A 21765-nucleotide genomic window follows, 5' to 3' on the forward strand; every position below is an offset into this window, starting at 1 on the left:
TTGCGCTTTGCTCGTTTAGTTGGTGTCTTGGTTAGCTTGTTTGTCTAACTCTTTGCGTAGTTTCTCAACTAAGCCTTTTACACCCACGTTTAAATCTAACTCTAATGCACGCTCAAGGGCGACTAATGCCTGCTCTTTGTTGCTTTCGACCTGCAATGTGCCAATTTCACGCATTAAGCGTGCACGGCTCTGATCTGGCATATCTTCATCTCGCACGAGTTCTTCAACACGTGTGAGATAAGCAAGCTCAAATGGTTTATTTGCTGTGCGTGCGATTTTTGCAGCATCAGCAAATTCTTCTGCAAGCAACGTGCCAAGCGTGCGAGTGAATTGTTCTGGCAATACAAGTTGCTGATGTAGTGCATACTCTGCAATTTGTAATGCAAGATGATACTCACCACAATCAATAGACCAGACAAGCCAAGTCATCAAAACGTTGTCTTGTTTGCCGTTACCCGCTTTGAGCACGCCTTCAATCCACGGCATAAATTCTTGTAAGATTGAGCGTTTGTACTCCGCTTTCAGTTCAGTTGACTGAATTTCTTTTAAATTCTTCTGATGACGAGCGAGCAAAAACAGCATTTTCTCGTACTCGTCATAGTTTTCGAGTTCTCGTTCTTCTTCAGAACTCGCTTTTTCTGCCATGACTCTTAAAAAATGTGCTTTTGTTGGTCGCATAATTACCCCGCAGGTGCATCAATAATGGTAATATTTTTAAGCAATGCCACCATTTCATAATTTTCCACCACAAAATCATCATTTGATGAAGTGTAATCTTCAATTCTGTCTAACTTGGCATTATCGACAATGGTGCGTCTCATTCCATTTTCTTGATAATAAATTGATAAATTATCAAGTCGTGTGATGAGAATCGTGCCTTTTGGAACAAATGGAGCTTGAATAGCTTGTAATCCACCGACTCGTTTTTGACTGATCACCACATCACCTGCAACTTGTTCGCTTGGTTTATATTGGTTAAATAATGGAAAATATTTATCTGCCAACAAATCACGACTCATAATGGCGACCAGTTTGGTGTCATCTTGGAATTGTGGGGCAATAAGATCACTGACTGCAGAAAACACTAAGGCATCTAAAGTTTTATAGGTTTTACTTTCACCGATTTCGATCTTATTCGTGCTACTTTGCACTTCTTTCATAACTCTTTCTGGTGCATTTTCTTCAATTTTTTTCAACCAGCCTTTTGCGACATCTTGCAAAAGCGGTTTATTTGTACGGTTTGATGTCTTCGCACGTTCTTCACCGTTAAAGGCAATCATAATACGATCTAATGCCATGCGTTCCGCTTTTAAATCACCGACACGTTTCGCAAAATCAGGGAATTTTGCCCATAAATCTAAGGTGCCATAGGTTAAGTGAGTATCATAGTTGATTTGTTGGCAATGGTAGGCAATCTGACTTAATTTATGAATGTCTTGTGTGTTTCTTCCTGTGCCCGATGCTGTATCTGTTGTTCCTGCAATTGTACCTGCAACACCAAGCCCAAGGGTTTCGCCTTGCTGTTCAATCACAGGCACAATATTGATCAGTTTTAAAAAAGCACTACTTTCTTGAATTGCGTTCTCTAGTTTCTGCTGGATGCTTGGATTAACATTAAATTTTTTCCCGAACGCAACGTTTGCAAAGTCTTGAGCATTATCTTTTGCAACACCTGCGATGTAGTGATCTAATGCGGTTCTTGTTTCGTGTCTCATAATATTTTTCCTCGGTGATAATACTTAATGAATACTTAGAAATATCGCCCTTGTCGGTCTTCACCGCCTGTTACTTGTGGGCGTTCGGTGTATGTTTGTTCGGGTTGTTTTTCGAGTTGTGCGAATTTCTGCTCTAACGCTTTCACTGTGTTTTCTAAATCTGCGAATTTTTCACAATGATTTTCTAAATCTGCAGAAAGTGCGGTCGTTTTTTCTGATGTTTCTTTGCAATTTTCACCGAGCAACTCAATTGCTTGCTGATGGTCCGTGAAACGGTCATCATCTGTTTTTGCTTTCTTCGCAAATAACGCTTTGACTTTTTCAAACACGCTGAAACCTTGTTTTTCTTCGACTTCTTCAAATTCGATTTCAGTTTCGACTGCTGCAGTGAATAAGTTTTCTGCTTTTTGCTTGCGAGAAGTAAACGGATTTTCTTTTGCTTGAGATGCAAATTTCAGCATTTCAGTGCCAAGGCTTGCTGGTTGGTCAGTCACAGCTAACCCCACTAAATAGGCCTCACCGGTATCTGAAAAGTTTGGATCCACTTCAATGGATGTATAGACTTTTTGGCGTGCACTATTAAGCTTGATTAAGTCGTCGGTCGGGTCAATTTGTGCTAATAATTGCAGTTTTCCGCCCTCCGTTTCTTGTGTTTTGAGGGCGATTACATCGCCGTATGCTTTTGAGTGTGGTTCATCTTTCCAAAAATAGCGAAACTTAAGATGCTCTAAATTAATGCGTGCACCGTATGTTTTTAAGTCGTAGTTTTTCGCCATTTGCTCAATCCAAGCCCGATTGATTGTGCGGCCGTCAGTTGTTGCCCCTTCAGTGGCAACAACGAACCATTTCGATTGTGTTTTTTTATCGCCCATAGCTTTTCCCATTTCGGTTTTCTGTTCAAATTGCCACAATGTTGAATGTTTTATTTTCACGGGTCTATTTCTTCAAATTGTGAAAACTGCTTTCACAAAATCATTATCAATCAAACGGTTAGCTTTCTTCTTATTATGCCTTTATGAGAAATGAGGGCGTTATGCAAGAACTAGAAGAAAACATTGAAATCATCGTTAAACCTGAAATTGATTTGAAACGAAAAGCACAAGTGATGTATTTCGGCGGCTATAAAATCGCTGAAATATCACGCCAGCTTGATATTCCTGTTTCGACCATTTCTAGCTGGAAAGAGCGAGACAAGTGGGACGATATCGCACCCGTTGGGCGTGTTGAGCTTGCACTCGAAAGCAGAATGATTTTGTTAATCGCTAAAGAACAGAAAAGCGGTGCAGATTTTAAAGAAATTGACTTGCTCGGCCGTCAAATGGAAAAAGTGGCTCGAGTTAAAAAATATAGCTTTGGCGAGGGAAACGAAACGGATCTCAATCCGAAAATCAAAAACAGAAACAGTGGCCAACGTAAAACTGGCGACAAAAACCCGATTTCAGAAGAACAGCAAGAGTTGCTGATTAATGGCTTTCTTGAGGGAATGTTCAATTACCAGCGTTTGTGGTTCGATGCGGGCAAACAATATCGTATTCGCAACATTCTAAAAAGCCGTCAAATTGGTGCAACGTACTATTTTGCACACGAAGCATTAGTTGATGCGTTAGTGACTGGTCGCAATCAGATTTTCTTGTCAGCAAGTAAAAAACAGGCGTTGCAGTTCCGCTCGTACATTACCGCTTATGCGAGAAAAACCGCTGATGTTGAACTGAAGGGCGAAACAATCCTACTGCCGAATGGTGCGGAATTGATTTTTTTAGGCACAAACTCGGCAACGGCACAATCGTACCACGGCAATTTATATTTTGATGAAATTTTCTGGGTGCCAAAATTTGCAGAAATGCGAAAAGTTGCTGCAGCAATGGCATCACAAAAACAATATCGTCAAACTTACTTTTCAACGCCGACAACCATTGCATCTGATGCTTATCAGTTTTGGTCGGGCAAATCATTTAATAAACGACGACCAAAAGAAGAACGCATTGAGATTGATATTTCTCACGAGAATTTACGAACAGGTAAATTTTGTGCAGATAGACAATGGAAACAGATTGTGAATATTTACGATGCACAAGCGGGCGGTTGTGATTTGTTTGATATTGATGACTTGATTGCTGAAAACTCACGTGAAGAATTTGAGCAGTTATATATGTGTCAATTCGCTGATGATACGTCTAGCGTGTTTAAATTTAATGAATTGCAGTTGTGTCAAGTTGATTCGCTTGAAGAGTGGAAAGATTACAAGCCATTTTTAAAACGAGCCTTTGGCAATCGTGATGTGTGGCTTGGTTATGACCCGTCGCACACTGGCGACCGTGCAGCACTGGTCTTGGTTGCACCGCCCCGAGTTGAAGGTGGTGATTACCGCATTTTGCATTATCAAACATTTCACGGCTTAGACTTTGAAGCACAAGCAAAACAAATTAAGCGTTACATTGAAGATTTCAACATCACGAAAATCACAATTGATAAAACGGGGCTTGGTGCTGGCGTGTATCAAGAAGTGAAAAAATTCTATCCGACTGCGATTGGTCTTGATTACAACGTGGATTTAAAAAATGAAATGGTTTTGAAAACGTTGAATCTTATTCAAAAACGCAGATTAAAGTTTGACGGCAAAGAAGTGATTAGTAGCTTTATGACAGTGAAAAAACGTTTAACACGTTCTGGCCGTCAGATGACTTATGTGTCTGACCGTTCAGAAGAAGCCAGTCACGGCGATATTTGTTGGGCTGTGATGAATTGTGTTCTGAATATTCCATTCGGTGAAAACTTAAATCATCAATCAAGTGGTTCATCAATTTTTACATTTAACTAATGAGAAACGAATATGACTAAAGAAAACTCAAACATTGAATCATTCTCTCTTGGCGATGCAACGCCAGTTTTAGATCGTGCTGATATTCTTAACTATCTTGAATCAGTGTTGATGTATGAGAAATATTATAGTCCGCCAGTTGATTTTAGCGGGTTGGCTCGTTCACTGCGAGCAAGTGCACATCACGAAAGTGCAATCACTGTGAAGAAAAATATTTTACTTTCAACGTGTAAAACCACCGCACTTTTGAAACGCACGCAATTAGAAAAATTCGTGCAAGATTATCTTGTCTTCGGCAATGCTTATCTTGAAGTTGTGTGCAATGCGTGGGGCAAGCCGATTTCATTAAATTCGCCCCTGGCGAAATATATGCGAAAAGGCAAAGAAGAGGGCGTTTATTTCCAGGTGACGACATATTATCAAGAACACGAATTTAAAAAAGGTAGCGTTTTTCATCTGATGAAACCTGATGTGAACCAGGAAATTTACGGCTTGCCAGATTATCTATCATCACTGCAGTCTGCTTTCTTGAATGAAAGTGCAACGTTGTTCCGTAGAAAATACTATATCAACGGTGCTCACGCTGGGTTCATTATGTATATGACAGATGCAACGCATAGCGTTGGTGATGTTGATGAGATTAAGAAACAATTGCGAGAGGCAAAAGGCAAGGGCAATTTCAAAAACCTTTTTATTTATGCACCGAATGGCAAAGAAAATGGTTTAAAAATCATTCCGCTTTCTGATGTTGTTGCTAAAGATGAATTTTTAAATATTAAGAATACGAGCCGAGATGATATTCTTGCAGCGCACCGAGTGCCGCCACAATTAATGGGAATTATTCCGACAAATGCAGCGGGGTTTGGTGATGTGAAAAAAGCTGCAGAAGTTTTCTTTGTGAATGAGATTGAACCATTACAAAGACGACTTGAAGAACTTAACGAGTGGCTGGGTGTTGATGTGATCCATTTCACAAAATATAAACTGCTTGAAACAGAATAAGAGATCTATTTCAAAATGAAACAGGCACTTTTTGAAGTGCCTTTTTTTACGCCATAAAACGGGCCTTTCTCTCTCCACTTTGTTCTGTACCACCCCATTTTATTATAGCATTCACACCATTTATTCAAACGTTAAAACTTTATTTTTTCTTAATTTTCAACGCTTTTCACGCTAGAAAAATCGCAGTCAAAGCCTCGCCACGCCCGCACACTAAAGTTGTCGCTTTTAACGCAAAATCGAAAATTCATTCAAAGCCCGCCCGTGCTTGCTAGATCGAGATCTATTTTTAGCGATCCAAAAACGCAAATCAACGCACAAAAACGCTATTTTAGATCGTTTTTTTGTGATTGAGATCATAAAAAAATATTTTTTTCATTCATCAATAAAACTGTATTAAATCTGCACAAAACCTGTTTTAACTTATTGTTATAAAAAAACTATTGTTGCCGGCCCTAGGCACCATCGATAAGTTGCATTAATTAATTTGCATATCATTCAATTGCATGAATAAAGAAGCCAGTCTATGACTGGCTTTTTCTTTGTATTTTTCTTTGTCTTTACGCTTTCAAAATCAAACACTTATCAACTTAACACATTCCTACTGTAAGAAAGTGCCTGTTTTTATCATGTTTGACTTCTCTTTTCATCATTAATGATCCATTCCTGCGGATTGATGAAATAAAAGGGCGTAATCTCTTCTGTAAGCCGTGAGGACTTATACATCACTGCCTTTCAGATCACGGGTATACACTTTTTCAGCGACATCTTCTAAATCTGGCGTAATGCGGTTTGCTAGAATAATATTGGCTTGCTGTTTAAATTGGTCAAGATCGCGAACGAGTACCGCATCAAAAAACATTTCATCTTTATATTCTGGCTCATAGACAATAATTTTTGTCCCTGCTTCGCTTAGGCGCCTCATAATGCCTTTAATACTTGAGCTACGAAAATTATCAGATCCTGCTTTCATCGTTAAGCGGTAAACGCCCACCACCTCAGGACGTTTATTGAGAATATCATTCGCAATAAAATCTTTTCGGGTGGCATTCGATTGGACAATGGCACTAATTAAGTTTTGTGGGATATTTTGGAAGTTCGCTAACAATTGCTTCGTGTCTTTTGGCAAGCAATAACCGCCATAGCCAAAAGAAGGGTTATTATAATGGGTGCCAATACGGGGATCTAAAGAAACACCCTCAATAATTTGTCGGGCATCTAAGCCGAAGGTCAAGGCGAAGGAATCCAGTTCGTTAAAAAATGCTACACGTAATGCCAAATACGTATTGGCAAATAATTTGATAGATTCTGCTTCAGTCGGGTAAGTGAGCAAAATAGGGGTTTGTGGCTCAAGGCTACAGTCTCGTAACATTTGAGCAAATTTATCTGCAGCGGGATGATGATCCCCCACCACAATACGTGAGGGGTGTAAGTTGTCATAGAGTGCTTTACTTTCCCGCAAAAACTCAGGCGAGAAGAAAATGCGATCCGTATTAAAATGGCGACGCATACGTTGGACAAAGCCCACAGGAATGGTGGATTTGATCACTAAGTAGCCATGGTTGTTTTGTTTCAGTGCGGTGGCGATGACAGACTCCACTGAGCTAGTATCAAAATAATCCGTGACAGGATCATAGTCTGTCGGGGTGGCAATAATAATATATTCCGCCTGTGCATACGCCTCACTCTCGTCAACTGTGGCATGTAAACAAAGCGGTTTGTTGGCAAGATATTCACTGATTTCAATATCTTGAATCGGTGATTGCTTGTGATTAATCAAATTCACTTTTTCAGTCGACACATCGAGTAATGTCACATCATGCTTCTGTGCAAGTAAAATCGCATTAGACAGTCCAACATAACCTGCACCGACAATCGTGATTTTCATACTTTTTCTCCTGTTAGTTCAACACTTGCTTAAATAAAAAATCGAGCTTTTGTTCACAACATAAAAGTAATGCTTCGGTTGTCTGACCACGATCTTCAAATTGTGTACTGAGATAAATATGACGTGCCAAAGATAAGACAGTGTAGATCTCAACGTCTAATGCAGTGGCTGTCGAGTTGCTCGTTAAAAAAGTCGTAAGAAATGCATTTTGATGCACAGATAATGCGTGGATATCGCCATACTGACGTAATGCAAACTCTTGAATATGGGCAAGATAATTTCCTGCATCAAGTGCAGCATGCCCTTGGCAAAGTAAATCTAAATCTAATAAGACCATTTGCCCTGTGAAATCTTGATGCACTAAAATTTGATCTTGATAAAAGTCCCGATGAAGGGAAACCCAAGGGGGGCTCGTTAAGTTGACGGCGAGACCTTCACAGCGGTGTAAAACCGCCTCAATACGCTTGGCTAAGGTTGGGCGTAAGCTTTGTGCTTTCTGTAAGCGATCAGATAATATCGCCAGTTCTTTTTCAATCGTCCAAGTCGATAAAATCATCACATTTTCTACCGCACTTTGATGTAATGCTTTTAACGCCTCTGCCACTCGTTGACCTAAAAAGGCAAGTTGTGGATGCTGCGGTACCAACATTTCCCCGACAGTTTGTCCCTTCACTTTGCGTTGTAACCAAAGTTTTTGTTCAGGTAATATGCCCACGGGTTCGGGAACACTCACAGGGGCGGAGGCATTAAATCCCAGTTCCCATAATGCGTTTTGTACAGTAAAAGAACGTTTATCCACGCCTTTATGACGATATTTACCCATGAGAGACACCGTGCCTTGTTCCGTTTGAATGTCATATTCAATTAATGCACGTCGCTGGACTTTGTAACGTGTTAGTTTTGCCGAAGTGACTTTTCCTTGTAAGTGCGAAGGTAATGCCGCCACCAGCAACGCTTGCATACGTTGTGGATCAGTTAATTCTGCTAACAAGGGATCGGCTGAAAAATCCTCGTGGTTTACGTTGGGAGCCTGATTTTGCGAGAGGGCTTGCTGAAGAATTTCAGCCGTGCGAGTTAATAATTGTACACACTCAGATTCCCATTGTTGTCCACGCTTACGGAAAGGTTCTGTGGCAAGGCGTAACAAGGCAGAAGCGATAAAATAATGTATCCCTTGTAAATCCAGTTGGCTACCTTGTTGATAATGCGTTAAAAACATCGCCATAATGTGCGTTGCTTGTTGTGCCGATAACACCCCTTCAATCACTTGCAATTCAAGTCTTGCTTGCATGGTGGCAAGATCCATAAAAGCATAGCCCGCCACACAGCTGTCCCAGTCTAAAAGGGATAATGCCAAGTTGCCTTCTTGATCTTGAGAGGCGACCACTTGATCTAAAGAAAAATCCCCATGAATCAGCACCAGTTTCTGAGGATGAGCCTGTAAACCTTGAATGACGGATTGCATTAACTGACGAAAATATTCGGCATGATCAGGCAAAATGTGCTGAAAAGTGGCTTCTACCCCTTTTAATGCCTTAATCTCTGCCGCAATATCATGTTGTATAGGGGGTAAATAACTGGCTTGATGTACCTCAACTAAACATGTGGCTAAAGGTTTTAACACGTCATCGTGAATCAAGTTCCCCGCTTCTGGACACAAGCTTTTTCCCGTTTGCCAATGTGTGATGAGGCTGGTTCGCTGACCATCAACCCCATACAGCTTGACATGACCTTGTGCCACACCAAACACCGTGCCTGTTAAGACATGACTAAAATCACGGGCTTTTACACTACGCACCACAGCCAAAGGTTGATTATGCTGGCTGATTTTTGCCACAAATCGGCGTTCAGGTTTATAGCGTAGTACCTCGATGTGTAAGGGCGTGTTTTCACAATAAGGAAAATGACAATTGTGGAGCAATGTTTGCAGTGCCTGATGATCCACCAGCCATGCTAAATGGCGAATGCCTCGATCATAAGCAGGATGTAATAACATGATCCCATAATCAAATAACGCTAAGGGGGCATTAGGATCCCCCTCTTGCACTAATTTTTGGCGTTTAGGATGTTGCCAAGACTGCTTGAAACGTTCGCTCGTCAAGGCTTTCGCATAGTAATATTTTTGTTCGCCATGGGCTAACGTCACTCGAACAGTACAAGCACAACTGCTGTTTGGCTTATAACGCAAATATTGAATGTCTGCCTGTATTGCCGAGTTTAATACGGGAAGTTGGCGTAATTTTTCTAATAAACGCTCAGCATCTAATAATAGGATTAAACCTGGTAACGCCGTATCGTTGGCAACAATTTGTTTATCTGCATGGGTAAGCATATCGCACCTTGATATTGATTTCCGATAAAAACACAGTGCAATTAATTAAATTGCATGTTCCACCACATGGCATAATTGCCACCTTTTTTGAGCAATGCTTGATGGCTTCCCTGCTCCATAATCACCCCTTTATCAACAAACAAAATGCGGTCTGTTCTGGCGGCAAGTGCCAGATCATGGGTAATCATGATGGTGGTTCGTCCTTGCATTAAGTTCTCTAACGCTACGATCACTTGGCTTTCACTCTCTTGATCTAATCCCACCGTAGGTTCATCTAAAATTAAGACCGCACTTTTATTCATTGCTGCACGAGCAATCGCAACACGTTGTCGCTGTCCGCCAGACAATGTGCCCCCACGTTCACTGAGCACGGTGTCATACCCCTGTGGTAATGCCATAATAAAATCATGAGCCTGAGCCAGTTTTGCCGCCGCAATAATCTCTTCCTCATCAATCTTTTCCAACCGATTGATGGCACCTAAGGCAATATTTTCACGCACGGTTAAACCAAACAGTAAATTATCTTGCGGTACAATGGCGATCTGACTTCGTACGCTCTCGATTTTGTAATCTCGAATATCTTTACCATCAATACGAATCACGCCTTCATCGGCTTCATATAAGCGAAGTAGCAAACTTGTGATGGTGGATTTCCCTGCCCCAGAAGGACCAATAATGGCAACACGCTCTCCCGCAAGAATATTGAAATTCATATCTTGTAATACGGCAGGGGCATCACCATTCATCAGGTGATAGCCAAAGCGAACATGATCAAATTGAATATCCCCTCGCACTTTCGTTAAAACTTTGGCATCGGGTTTGTCCTGAATATCAGGTTGCTCATCTAATAAATTCACTACACGCTCGCCTGCGGCTAAGGCTTTAGAAAGTCGTCCCGTGTATTTGGCGTATTCTCTAACTGGTCGGAATGCATTATTTAAATAAGACATGAAAATGATGAGTTCACCTGGTGTCATCTCACCACCTAGCACCGAATAAGCCCCTTTTAGTAATACGACGGCAGAAACCAACGCCACAATAATATCCACTCGACGCTCTAACCCCGCCGATAACTTTTTGGATTGGACATTCTGCTTACGGCTTTCCGCATCATCCCCCACAAAGCTCCGTATGGTTTCATTTTCAAGGGAAAGTGATTGAACAGTACGAATAGACCCAATAAATTCTGCGGCTTTGGAGGCTAAAGCCCCTTCACGTTTACGTTGCATGCGGCTGACTTCATGGATACGCTTACTTGAACGCAAGGTTGTCCACCAAATTAATGGGATTGCTAATAAGGTAATGGATGTCAATTGCCAATTCAGATAAACCATCATGGCAAACATTCCCGCCAGAATCAGGATATTGGCTAACATGGGCATAAGTGCGGTAATCACTGCTTCTCGCAACATGCCAATATCATTAATCAAACGCATGGTTAGATCACCTGTTCTTGCTTGCGAATGAAAGCGTAATGAAAGCCGTTGTAAATGTGCAAATAAATCATTACGCACACGACTTAAAATACGGCTACCCGCTAATGCTAGCCCGACTGTACTGAAATAACTCGCTCCAGCCATAAAAAGGGCAATGACAATCACGGCTCCCGCACAAGCAAATAGTAAATAAGTGGTCTCCATTGAGCCTAATAAAGAGGATAAGACCCCTTCTGAAACAGGGGATTTATTCGTGGTATGGTTTGAAACCTCAACCACATCAAGCAATGCATAGTCCACCACAAAAGCTAAAGGCAAGGGTTTTAAAAGTCGCATGGCGGTAGCCAACAGCAACGCACATAACGCCCCAAAGACCAACATTCTTTCAGGGCGAATATAGTCTTTCAAACGATAAGCCACCGCCCACCATGCATTAGAATTTACAGAGGTTTTTCCCATCGTATTTCACCTTCTTCATTTACGTCTTGTGATGACTTTGACATGATTTTGCAATCGCTAATACACGATCCACCACCGACAACCAGCTATGCTGCTTTTCTGCGGTACGTCTTGCCATGCTGCCCAATTGCTGGGCTTTAGCAGGACAAGCCAATAACTCAGCCATAGCCTCGGCAAGGTGTTGTGGGCTATCAGGTGAAACTAATATCCCGTTTTGATTATCCTCAATCACGCTAGCTAAATGCCCAACCCGTGTCGCAATAACAGGTAAACCTGCCGCCATATATTCATAAATTTTTAAAGGGGAAAAATAGAAGTGTTCCATTGTGGGATAAGGTGCCACAGCAATATCCATTTTGGCTAACCAATCAGGAACATTTTCAGGTAACACCGCCCCTGTAAAGCAAACGTCATCAAGCAACCCTAATTGTTCAATGTCTTGGCGTAAATTGTCATGTTCAGGCCCATCTCCCACAATTAACAATCGAGCAAAATGCCCTTGTTTGCGTAATAATCCCCAAGCTTGGACCAATACAGACACCCCATGCCAAGGTTTTAACGTTCCTAAAAAGCCTATGGTTGGGTGTTCAATTTTCCCTTGTGCCACAGCATTGTTCATACGTGCTGCATTTTGTTGTGCGGCTAAACTAAAACGATCAAGATTAACCCCATTCGCAATCACATAAATTCGCCCTTCGGCTTGTTCAAAGGTTTCTAGATACGCTTTCACGCCTGGAGAAACTGCGATCATCGCATCCGCATTAGCAAAGACGTTTTCTGCCACCTTTTGAGCTTCCTCTTCTAACGGCAATTCACGATGTTTTTTCTGTTCTTCAATTAAGGGGGCATTCACTTCTAACATACCAACACAGCCGTGTTTTTTCGCAAACCCCATGCCTGCGTAGCTCCATAACGAATAACGCTCATAGATAAGATCAAACGGTCCTGATGCATGTAAAAGCTTTTCAACCACCTCATTTGCGGCTAATGCCGATAATGCTCGATCGGTTGCACTTTCATGAGATAAAGCAGGTAAAAGATGAACTTCCACATCTTTCAATGCCTCAGGTGCTTCTCCGCCTAAGCGTTGGGCAAATAAGACGACGTCTAACCCACGTTGACACATGCCTTTAATCACTTCTTGAACATGAACAGAGGCCCCTTTCGTGCCAAAGACAGGAATCCCAGGATCTGCACAAATATACGCAACTCGCATAACTTCCCCTTTAAGTTGTAACTGACGGTTATTGATTAACATAAGGTTTCATTGACATCCGACTTTGATGACATCTTGAAATAATTGACGTAATAATGCGGCATTTTTGTCTTCATCATATTCACGCTCAATCAATGCTCGTGCATTTAATGAAAGCTGATGACATAACGCTGGCTTATCGAATAAACGTTCGATTGCCGCCGATAACGCATGAGGATCATTAGGCGGCACACATAAACCTGTCACTTCATCTTGAACAAGCTCGGGAATGCCTGCCACTTGTGTCGAAATGACTGGGGTACCCAATGCCATTGATTCAAGCAAGACCGTTGGCAAGCCATCTCGATCGCCATCTTCACTGATCACACATGGGGCAATCATCATGGTCGCCGACTTCATCAACTGAATAATGTCTGGTTGTGGCATCGCCCCCACCATGTTGACCACATCGGCTATACCAAGCGTATTTATCTGTGCTTGTAATGCCTCTCTTAACCCACCATCACCAACTAAAGTACAAGACATGGCAATCCCACGTTGTTTTAAAATAGCCAATGCCTCTAACAACACGCTGAATCCTTTTTTAGGCACCAAGCGACCTACGGCAAGAATGTGGCGATCTCTTCCCCCAAATGGTTGGTATGGAAATTTATTTAAATCCATTCCGTTGTAAATTCGTACCGCACTTTTGGCATCGTCACCGTATTGCTGTTGCAAATAGGTCAGGTTATAGTCTGAAACCGTCACCGTTCCCGATGAATCTCGCATTTTCAAACCTAACTCCGTGGATTTCTCATATTGGTAATAAATATCTTTTGCATGTGCCGTAAAGGTATAAGTAATCTCCGCAAAAATTGCCGCCTGCCTTGCCACTGTTGTAGCTTGCGTACCAAAATGTGCGTGCAAATGTTGAATACCACGCTGTTTAATGGCTAATGCAAGTAAAATACTTTGCCCAATTTCATGCACCGTACCTTTTGCCATCGCAAGTTTCTCTGCAAAATGGGGGAGCTGGGCAAATCCTTGATTGAGTAATTCCCAAAAGCTTTCTGTGTTGCGTTGTTTATCCACAAACCGAGTTACTGGCCCACGAACCTGAGAAATCCCATCTTGAAAATGGGTTTCCATCACAGGACCTAATGCAAAAATATCAATTCTCGTGCCGGCTCGTTCATGTGCCAAAATTTCATTGACCACAAAGGTTTCAGAAAAACGGGGATAACGTTTTAACACATAGCCAATATACATCGGCTTTAATTCACTTAAAGTCGTTTTTTCCATGGTAGCTCCACAGTAGAAAATTTTAATAAATCAATCTGTTATTAATGTATTCAGAATAGATTGAACTTGTTCCACAACATTATCTAGTCCGTTAAAACGTAATACATCTCTAGCATTGAGTTGCTTCTTATTCCCTCTCATCCATGAAGAAAGGGATTCTGGGGTTAGCAAATTGGGATGTAAACAATCGACAATACCCATCTCGGCTAAACGAGAGGCACGTATCCATTGTTCTTTTCTTGGGGTAATTCGGGGGACAATTAATGCCGGTTCATTAAAAGATAAAATTTCCGTTACCGTATTATATCCACCCATTGAAATGATGCATTCAGCGTCTTGCATCAATTTGAGGGGTTCAGCAACAAAGTCAACAACATGAATTTCTGGACGAAGTGCGATCATATCGTGAATTTGTTTACGTTGATGTTCTGGCATCAGTGCACCAGTGATAAGCAAACCATTCCAACCTGTGGGTAATTCAGCTTGCATAAATGTTTTTGCTAATTGGAAACCGTCTTGCCCCCCGCCAACAACACATAATGCATAAGGGGTTTCAACGCTTGATGAAATCACCGTATCTAAGCCTTGCACTTCCATACGACGGGTTTGATCGAGATAACCAACATAGCGTAATTTCTCACGAATATCCTCATCAAGAGCATATTCTTTGGCTAAATCAAATAAATGTGGGTCGCCATATACCCAAATACTATCAAAATACAACCGAATGATTTCTAAATTCTTCAGTTTTTTCCATTGTTCACGCACAACCTCAGGTTCGTCAATAATATCACGCAATCCAAGGACAATGTGTGCACCACGGCTGGCTAAAACAGGCAATATTGTGTCTAACTCATTCATCGCACCACGAGGAACGTTATCAATGATCACAATATCAGGTTCAAACAAATCTAATGTGGAATAAATGATCTGTCGACGAACCTCAACCAACCTATCAATATCATTCCCTAAGGAGCTCGGAATATACTTTCCTTCTGATGTTTTAAAATAGCTTGGCATTGTCACCGTATCAGCACCTTTTGGCAACTTAAATGCCCCTGACTCCCTTACCCCCGAAAGCAGTAAAACCTCTGCCTCTGGGCAAGCTTGCAGTACCGATTGAGCTAATAACATATTCCTTCGAATATGACCTAATCCCATAGTGTCATGAGAATAAAATGCAATTCGAGGTGAAGGAGATACACCACGTTTAGCTAATATGTTTTTCACCATAATAACTGTCTCTCATATTCCTAAATAAATAAAATCTACATTCCAAAAATGAAAATAAAAAATTTCTTTTGATAAATACTATCAAAAAGAAAAAAATAAATTATGTCTATTATAAACCCGAATGCAGATCAAATAACATACAATTCCTAGAAATATATAATCATATGAAATACTCTTCTTATAAGCAGTCAATATAAATGATAAAAAACCTAAACTGTGGAAGATAAAATCCTTCATTTGGGGTGTAAAAGTGCGGGCGATTTTAAGAAAGTTTTATTCAACTGAGTGTGGGGAGGTATGGGTTGGATATGGGGAATATAGGGGGTAACTGTTGGTATTTTTATTCCTTTTTGTTTCTCTTTATTTCTCTGATTCTCTTTATTTCTCTTTGGCTTGCTTTCTTTTCCTGATTTTTCCTTGTTTTTGCTACAGTTTCTATTTCTGCTTCTGCTTCTGCTTCTGCTTCTGCTTCTGCTTCTGCTTCTGCTTCTGCTTCTGCTTCTGCTTCTGCTTCTGCTTCTGCTTCTGCTTCTGCTTCTGCTTCTGCTTCTGCTTCTGCTTCTGCTTCTGCTTCTGCTTCTGCTTCTGCTTCTGCTTCTGCTTCTGCTTCTGCTTCTGCTTCTGCTTCTGCTTCTGCTTCTGCTTCTGCTTCTGCATGATTTTCTATTTCCTTTTTACTTTTTTCCTTCTTTTTTCCTTCTTTTTTACTTCTTTTTTACTTCTTTTTCCTATTTATTTTCCCCAAAACAAAAACCCCAAGTATCGCTACTTGAGGTTTCTCTTTATTCAGACCTGGCGGTGTCCTACTCTCACATGGGGAAACCCCACACTACCATCGGCGTTACAGCGTTTCACTTCTAAGTTCGGCATGGATTTAGGTGGGTCCACTGCACTATCGCCGCCAAGATATTCGGTTGATGTCTTCTCTTGTCTTCTCTATTCTTCTGTTCTTTATTCTGTGCTTTGGTGCTTTCTTCGCTCTCGCACCTTAATTCGAAACAAGCTGTCTATCTGAGCTCTTCTACTTACTTTCCGCGTCTCCGCTTCTCGTCTTCATATCACTTCATTTAGCATCAACACCCAAAAATACTTGAGCGTTGTATGGTTAAGCCTCTCGGGCAATTAGTATTGGTTAGCTCAATGTATCACTACACTTACACACCCAACCTATCTACGTCGTAGTCTACAACAACCCTTACTGACTTTAAGTCAGGGATGACTCATCTCTTGGCAAGTTTCGTGCTTAGATGCTTTCAGCACTTATCTCTTCCGCATTTAGCTACCCAGCAATGCCTCTGGCGAGACAACTGGAACACCAGTGATGCGTCCACTCCGGTCCTCTCGTACTAGGAGCAGCCCCAATCAATCATCCAACGCCCACGGCAGATAGGGACCGAACTGTCTCACGACGTTCTAAACCCAGCTCGCGTACCACTTTAAATGGCGAACAGCCATACCCTTGGGACCTACTTCAGCCCCAGGATGTGATGAGCCGACATCGAGGTGCCAAACACCGCCGTCGATATGAACTCTTGGGCGGTATCAGCCTGTTATCCCCGGAGTACCTTTTATCCGTTGAGCGATGGCCCTTCCATTCAGAACCACCGGATCACTATGACCTGCTTTCGCACCTGCTCGACTTGTCTGTCTCGCAGTTAAGCTTGCTTATACCATTGCACTAACCTGACGATGTCCGACCGTCATTAGCAAACCTTCGTGCTCCTCCGTTACGCTTTGGGAGGAGACCGCCCCAGTCAAACTACCCACCAGACACTGTCCGAGACCCCGTTTCAGGGTCTTCGTTAGAACATCAAACGTTAAAGGGTGGTATTTCAAGGATGGCTCCACAATGACTGGCGTCACTGCTTCAAAGCCTCCCACCTATCCTACACATCAAAATTCAATGTTCAGTGTCAAGCTATAGTAAAGGTTCACGGGGTCTTTCCGTCTAGCCGCGGGTACACCGCATCTTCACGGCGATTTCAATTTCACTGAGTCTCGGGTGGAGACAGCCTGGCCATCATTATGCCATTCGTGCAGGTCGGAACTTACCCGACAAGGAATTTCGCTACCTTAGGACCGTTATAGTTACGGCCGCCGTTTACTGGGGCTTCGATCAGGAGCTTCTCTTTCGATAACACCATCAATTAACCTTCCAGCACCGGGCAGGCATCACACCCTATACGTCCACTTTCGTGTTTGCAGAGTGCTGTGTTTTTAATAAACAGTTGCAGCCAGCTGGTATCTTCGACTTACTTCACCTTCAGAGGTTTACTCCTACAATTACCGTAAGCGCACCTTCTCCCGAAGTTACGGTGCTATTTTGCCTAGTTCCTTCACCCGAGTTCTCTCAAGCGCCTGAGTATTCTCTACCTGACCACCTGTGTCGGTTTTCAGTACGGTTTAGATAAACCTGAAGCTTAGTGGCTTTTCCTGGAAGCGTGGTATCAGTTACTTCAGTGCCGTAGCACCTCGTCATCAGTTCTCAGTGTTATGAAGACCCGGATTTGCCTAAGTCTTCCACCTACCGCCTTAAACAGACATCCAACAGTCTGCTAACCTAACCTTCTCCGTCCCCACATCGCAGTTTATCCAAGTACGGGAATATTAACCCGTTTCCCATCGACTACGCTTTTCAGCCTCGCCTTAGGGGCCGACTCACCCTGCCCCGATTAACGTTGGACAGGAACCCTTGGTCTTCCGGCGAACGAGTTTTTCACTCGTTTTATCGTTACTTATGTCAGCATTCGCACTTGTGATATCTCCAGCAAACTTCTCAATTCACCTTCATCGACTTACACAACGCTCCCCTACCCAACAGATTTACATCTGATGCCGCAGCTTCGGTGCTATATTTGAGCCCCGTTACATCTTCCGCGCAGGCCGACTCGACTAGTGAGCTATTACGCTTTCTTTAAATGATGGCTGCTTCTAAGCCAACATCCTAGCTGTCTAAGCCTTCCCACTTCGTTTCCCACTTAATATAGACTTGGGGACCTTAGCTGGCGGTCTGGGTTGTTTCCCTCTCCACGACGAACGTTAGCACCCGCCGTGTGTCTCCTGAGTATCACTCTTCGGTATTCGCAGTTTGCATCGGGTTGGTAATCCGGGATGGACCCCTAGCCGAAACAGTGCTCTACCCCCGAAGGTGTCCGCTCAAGGCTCTACCTAAATAGATTTCGGGGAGAACCAGCTATCTCCCGGTTTGATTGGCCTTTCACCCCCAGCCACAAGTCATCCGCTAATTTTTCAACATTAGTCGGTTCGGTCCTCCAGTTAGTGTTACCCAACCTTCAACCTGCCCATGGCTAGATCACCGGGTTTCGGGTCTATACCTTGCAACTCAACGCCCAGTTAAGACTCGGTTTCCCTTCGGCTCCCTTATTCAGTTAACCTCGCTACAAAATATAAGTCGCTGACCCATTATACAAAAGGTACGCAGTCACCCTTTCGGGCTCCCACTGCTTGTACGTACAGGGTTTCAGGTTCTATTTCACTCCCCTCACCGGGGTTCTTTTCGCCTTTCCTTCACAGTACTGGTTCACTATCGGTCAATCAGGAGTATTTAGCCTTGGAGGATGGTCCCCCCATCTTCAAACAGGATTTCTCGTGTCCCGCCCTACTTATCGTAAGCTTAGTTCCACAATAACATTTTCGAGTACGGGATTATCACCCTCTTTGATTTGGCTTCCCAGCCAATTCCTCTAATACCATCGCTAAAACTTACTGGCTCTTCCGCTTTCGCTCGCCGCTACTTACAGAATCTCGGTTGATTTCTTTTCCTCGGGGTACTTAGATGTTTCAGTTCTCCCGGTTCGCCTCTCTTGCCTATGTATTCAGCAAGAGATAGTAGATTCTTCATCTACTGGGTTTCCCCATTCGGATATCTTGGATTAAACGCCTCTTATCGACTCATCCAAGCTTTTCGCAGATTAGCACGTCCTTCTTCGCCTCTGATTGCCAAGGCATCCGCCCTGTACGCTTAGTCACTTAACCATACAACCTCAAGTATTCTTATACAAACGCATACTTACCTGATGTTGCTGTTTAGACACTAAACACTTGCATGCCTTTTTTCATGCAAGATTTTTTCTACTCAGACTTTCTTTCGAAAATCTCTTCAGTTTTTCAGCTTGTTTCCAATTTTTTAAAGAACAATAAAGACAAATCAAAATGGCTTCGCCATTTTTCGCTCATCATTGCTAAGTACTCTTTTCCTTATCCATCAACTTTTATTCAGTCAACGCAAAATACTTAGCAATGATGTTTGGTGGAGATAAGCGGGATCGAACCGCTGACCTCCTGCGTGCAAGGCAGGCGCTCTCCCAGCTGAGCTATATCCCCAGCATCATCGCTCCTACGTCCTCACTCATATGAGTGGTGGGTCTGAGTGGACTTGAACCACCGACCTCACCCTTATCAGGGGTGCGCTCTAACCACCTGAGCTACAGACCCGTAGGATGCTTTCTTTGTTCTCTCAATTCATACAATCCAACTAAACAATCTGTGTGAACACTTGCAGTCGTTCCATTTTCGGTTAAGGAGGTGATCCAACCGCAGGTTCCCCTACGGTTACCTTGTTACGACTTCACCCCAGTCATGAATCATACCGTGGTAAACGCCCTCCCGAAGGTTAAGCTATCTACTTCTGGTACAACCCACTCCCATGGTGTGACGGGCGGTGTGTACAAGGCCCGGGAACGTATTCACCGCAACATTCTGATTTGCGATTACTAGCGATTCCGACTTCATGGAGTCGAGTTGCAGACTCCAATCCGGACTTAGATGCACTTTCTGAGATTCGCTCAACGTCGCCGTCTCGCCGCCCTCTGTATGCACCATTGTAGCACGTGTGTAGCCCTACTCGTAAGGGCCATGATGACTTGACGTCATCCCCACCTTCCTCCAGTTTGTCACTGGCAGTCTCCTTTGAGTTCCCGACCGGATCGCTGGCAACAAAGGATAAGGGTTGCGCTCGTTGCGGGACTTAACCCAACATTTCACAACACGAGCTGACGACAGCCATGCAGCACCTGTCTCAAAGCTCCCGAAGGCACTCCCGTATCTCTACAGGATTCTTTGGATGTCAAGAGTAGGTAAGGTTCTTCGCGTTGCATCGAATTAAACCACATGCTCCACCGCTTGTGCGGGCCCCCGTCAATTCATTTGAGTTTTAACCTTGCGGCCGTACTCCCCAGGCGGTCGATTTATCACGTTAGCTTCGGGCACCAAGCTTAAAGCCCAATCCCCAAATCGACAGCGTTTACAGCGTGGACTACCAGGGTATCTAATCCTGTTTGCTCCCCACGCTTTCGCACATGAGCGTCAGTACATTCCCAAGGGGCTGCCTTCGCCTTCGGTATTCCTCCACATCTCTACGCATTTCACCGCTACACGTGGAATTCTACCCCTCCCTAAAGTACTCTAGACTCCCAGTCTGAAATGCAGTTCCCAAGTTAAGCTCGGGGATTTCACATCTCACTTAAAAGTCCGCCTGCGTGCCCTTTACGCCCAGTTATTCCGATTAACGCTCGCACCCTCCGTATTACCGCGGCTGCTGGCACGGAGTTAGCCGGTGCTTCTTCTGTAATTAACGTCAATGATGCCATCTATTAAATAGCATCCCTTCCTCATTACCGAAAGAACTTTACAACCCGAAGGCCTTCTTCATTCACGCGGCATGGCTGCGTCAGGGTTCCCCCCATTGCGCAATATTCCCCACTGCTGCCTCCCGTAGGAGTCTGGACCGTGTCTCAGTTCCAGTGTGGCTGGTCATCCTCTCAGACCAGCTAGAGATCGTCGGCTTGGTAGGCCTTTACCCCACCAACTACCTAATCCCACTTGGGCTCATCTTATGGCAGGTGGCCAAAAGGTCCCACCCTTTACTCCTCAGAGATTACGCGGTATTAGCTGCAGTTTCCCACAGTTATCCCCCTCCATAAGCCAGATTCCCAAGCATTACTCACCCGTCCGCCACTCGTCAGCAAAGAAAGCAAGCTTTCTCCCTGTTACCGTTCGACTTGCATGTGTTAAGCCTGCCGCCAGCGTTCAATCTGAGCCATGATCAAACTCTTCAATTCAAGTTCAATCGCTCAATAAACTGCTTAGCTAAAGTTTACATTTACTTCATAAGTATAATGAATTTTCAGTTTAAGCACCTATTAAGACTTCAATTTTAAAAATCTTTTCTAAATGAAATCAATCAACAAGTGCCCACACAGATTGTCTGTTAGATTGTTAAAGAACAAAAAATAACGACGCGATGTGTATCTCATTCGTTTACAACGTCGCGTCGTTGTGTGGGGCGTATTATAGGGAATTTAAAACCCTTTGCAACCCCTTTTTGAAATTTTTTTCACTTTTTTTATTAATTGATATTTTTTTAAAC

The 21765-nt window shown here is 43.0% G+C and carries 12 protein-coding genes, 2 tRNA genes and 3 rRNA genes; 2 read left to right on the plus strand and 15 right to left on the minus strand.

Features of this window, described 5'->3' with window-relative positions; genetic code table 11:
• Nucleotides 1-15: 15 nt before the first annotated feature.
• The 3 genes from gpM to ACPEEM_RS07600 are packed head-to-tail and all read right to left on the minus strand — an operon-like array spanning nucleotide 16 to nucleotide 2599.
• Nucleotides 16-678, minus strand: a complete 663-nt coding sequence (gene gpM / locus ACPEEM_RS07590) for a phage terminase small subunit (RefSeq protein WP_424404828.1) — start codon at nucleotides 676-678, stop codon at nucleotides 16-18.
• 2 nt (nucleotides 679-680) lie between these two features.
• Nucleotides 681-1715, minus strand: coding sequence for a phage major capsid protein, P2 family (locus ACPEEM_RS07595; protein ID WP_424404830.1), 1035 nt, complete (start codon nucleotides 1713-1715; stop codon nucleotides 681-683).
• 35 nt (nucleotides 1716-1750) lie between these two features.
• The gene (locus ACPEEM_RS07600) at nucleotides 1751-2599 is read right to left on the minus strand and encodes a GPO family capsid scaffolding protein (protein WP_424408243.1); all 849 of its coding nucleotides are present in this window, start codon (nucleotides 2597-2599) and stop codon (nucleotides 1751-1753) included.
• 149 nt (nucleotides 2600-2748) lie between these two features.
• Here ACPEEM_RS07600 and ACPEEM_RS07605 point away from each other — a divergent pair, with 149 nt between their 5' ends.
• Both ACPEEM_RS07605 and ACPEEM_RS07610 read left to right on the plus strand, forming a co-directional pair.
• Nucleotides 2749-4533, plus strand: a complete 1785-nt coding sequence (locus tag ACPEEM_RS07605) for a terminase large subunit domain-containing protein (RefSeq protein ID WP_424406508.1) — start codon at nucleotides 2749-2751, stop codon at nucleotides 4531-4533.
• Between the two features lie 12 nt (nucleotides 4534-4545).
• Complete coding sequence (locus ACPEEM_RS07610) at nucleotides 4546-5535, plus strand: phage portal protein (protein ID WP_424406510.1); 990 nt, start codon at nucleotides 4546-4548, stop codon at nucleotides 5533-5535.
• 715 nt (nucleotides 5536-6250) lie between these two features.
• Here ACPEEM_RS07610 and ACPEEM_RS07615 read toward each other — a convergent pair.
• The 12 genes from ACPEEM_RS07615 to ACPEEM_RS07670 all read right to left on the minus strand — a co-directional run bounded on the left by ACPEEM_RS07615 (nucleotide 6251) and on the right by ACPEEM_RS07670 (nucleotide 21457).
• Nucleotides 6251-7420, minus strand: coding sequence for a nucleotide sugar dehydrogenase (locus ACPEEM_RS07615; RefSeq protein WP_424401589.1), 1170 nt, complete (start codon nucleotides 7418-7420; stop codon nucleotides 6251-6253).
• 13 nt (nucleotides 7421-7433) lie between these two features.
• Entirely contained in the window at nucleotides 7434-9752 is a 2319-nt protein-coding gene (locus tag ACPEEM_RS07620; RefSeq protein WP_424406512.1) for a phosphotransferase, read from the minus strand.
• A gap of 41 nt (nucleotides 9753-9793) precedes the next feature.
• Nucleotides 9794-11647, minus strand: a complete 1854-nt coding sequence (locus ACPEEM_RS07625; protein ID WP_424406514.1) for an ABC transporter ATP-binding protein — start codon at nucleotides 11645-11647, stop codon at nucleotides 9794-9796.
• Nucleotides 11648-11666: 19 nt separating this feature from the next.
• A complete protein-coding gene (locus ACPEEM_RS07630) occupies nucleotides 11667-12905 on the minus strand; it encodes a glycosyltransferase family 4 protein (protein WP_424406515.1) in 1239 nt (412 codons plus the stop codon).
• Nucleotides 12906-12911: 6 nt separating this feature from the next.
• Nucleotides 12912-14144, minus strand: a complete 1233-nt coding sequence (locus ACPEEM_RS07635; protein ID WP_424406517.1) for a glycosyltransferase — start codon at nucleotides 14142-14144, stop codon at nucleotides 12912-12914.
• 30 nt (nucleotides 14145-14174) lie between these two features.
• A complete protein-coding gene (locus ACPEEM_RS07640; RefSeq protein WP_424406519.1) occupies nucleotides 14175-15377 on the minus strand; it encodes a glycosyltransferase family protein in 1203 nt (400 codons plus the stop codon).
• Between the two features lie 435 nt (nucleotides 15378-15812).
• On the minus strand, nucleotides 15813-16034 hold the full coding sequence (locus tag ACPEEM_RS07645) for a hypothetical protein (protein ID WP_424406521.1): 222 nt from the start codon (nucleotides 16032-16034) through the stop codon (nucleotides 15813-15815).
• Between the two features lie 133 nt (nucleotides 16035-16167).
• Nucleotides 16168-16283: ribosomal RNA gene (gene rrf / locus ACPEEM_RS07650) — 5S ribosomal RNA — on the minus strand.
• 195 nt (nucleotides 16284-16478) lie between these two features.
• Nucleotides 16479-19373: ribosomal RNA gene (locus ACPEEM_RS07655) — 23S ribosomal RNA — on the minus strand.
• 272 nt (nucleotides 19374-19645) lie between these two features.
• Nucleotides 19646-19721 (minus strand) — tRNA-Ala (locus ACPEEM_RS07660).
• Between the two features lie 34 nt (nucleotides 19722-19755).
• Nucleotides 19756-19832, minus strand: a tRNA-Ile gene (locus tag ACPEEM_RS07665).
• 83 nt (nucleotides 19833-19915) lie between these two features.
• Nucleotides 19916-21457, minus strand: a 16S ribosomal RNA gene (locus ACPEEM_RS07670).
• The 16S, 23S and 5S rRNA genes sit together here with 2 tRNA genes alongside, the layout of an rRNA operon.
• Between the last annotated feature and the right edge of the window lie 308 nt (nucleotides 21458-21765).

The sequence above is a fragment of the Pasteurella pantherarum genome, from assembly GCF_049670885.1.
Classification (GTDB): Bacteria; Pseudomonadota; Gammaproteobacteria; order Enterobacterales; family Pasteurellaceae; genus Pasteurella.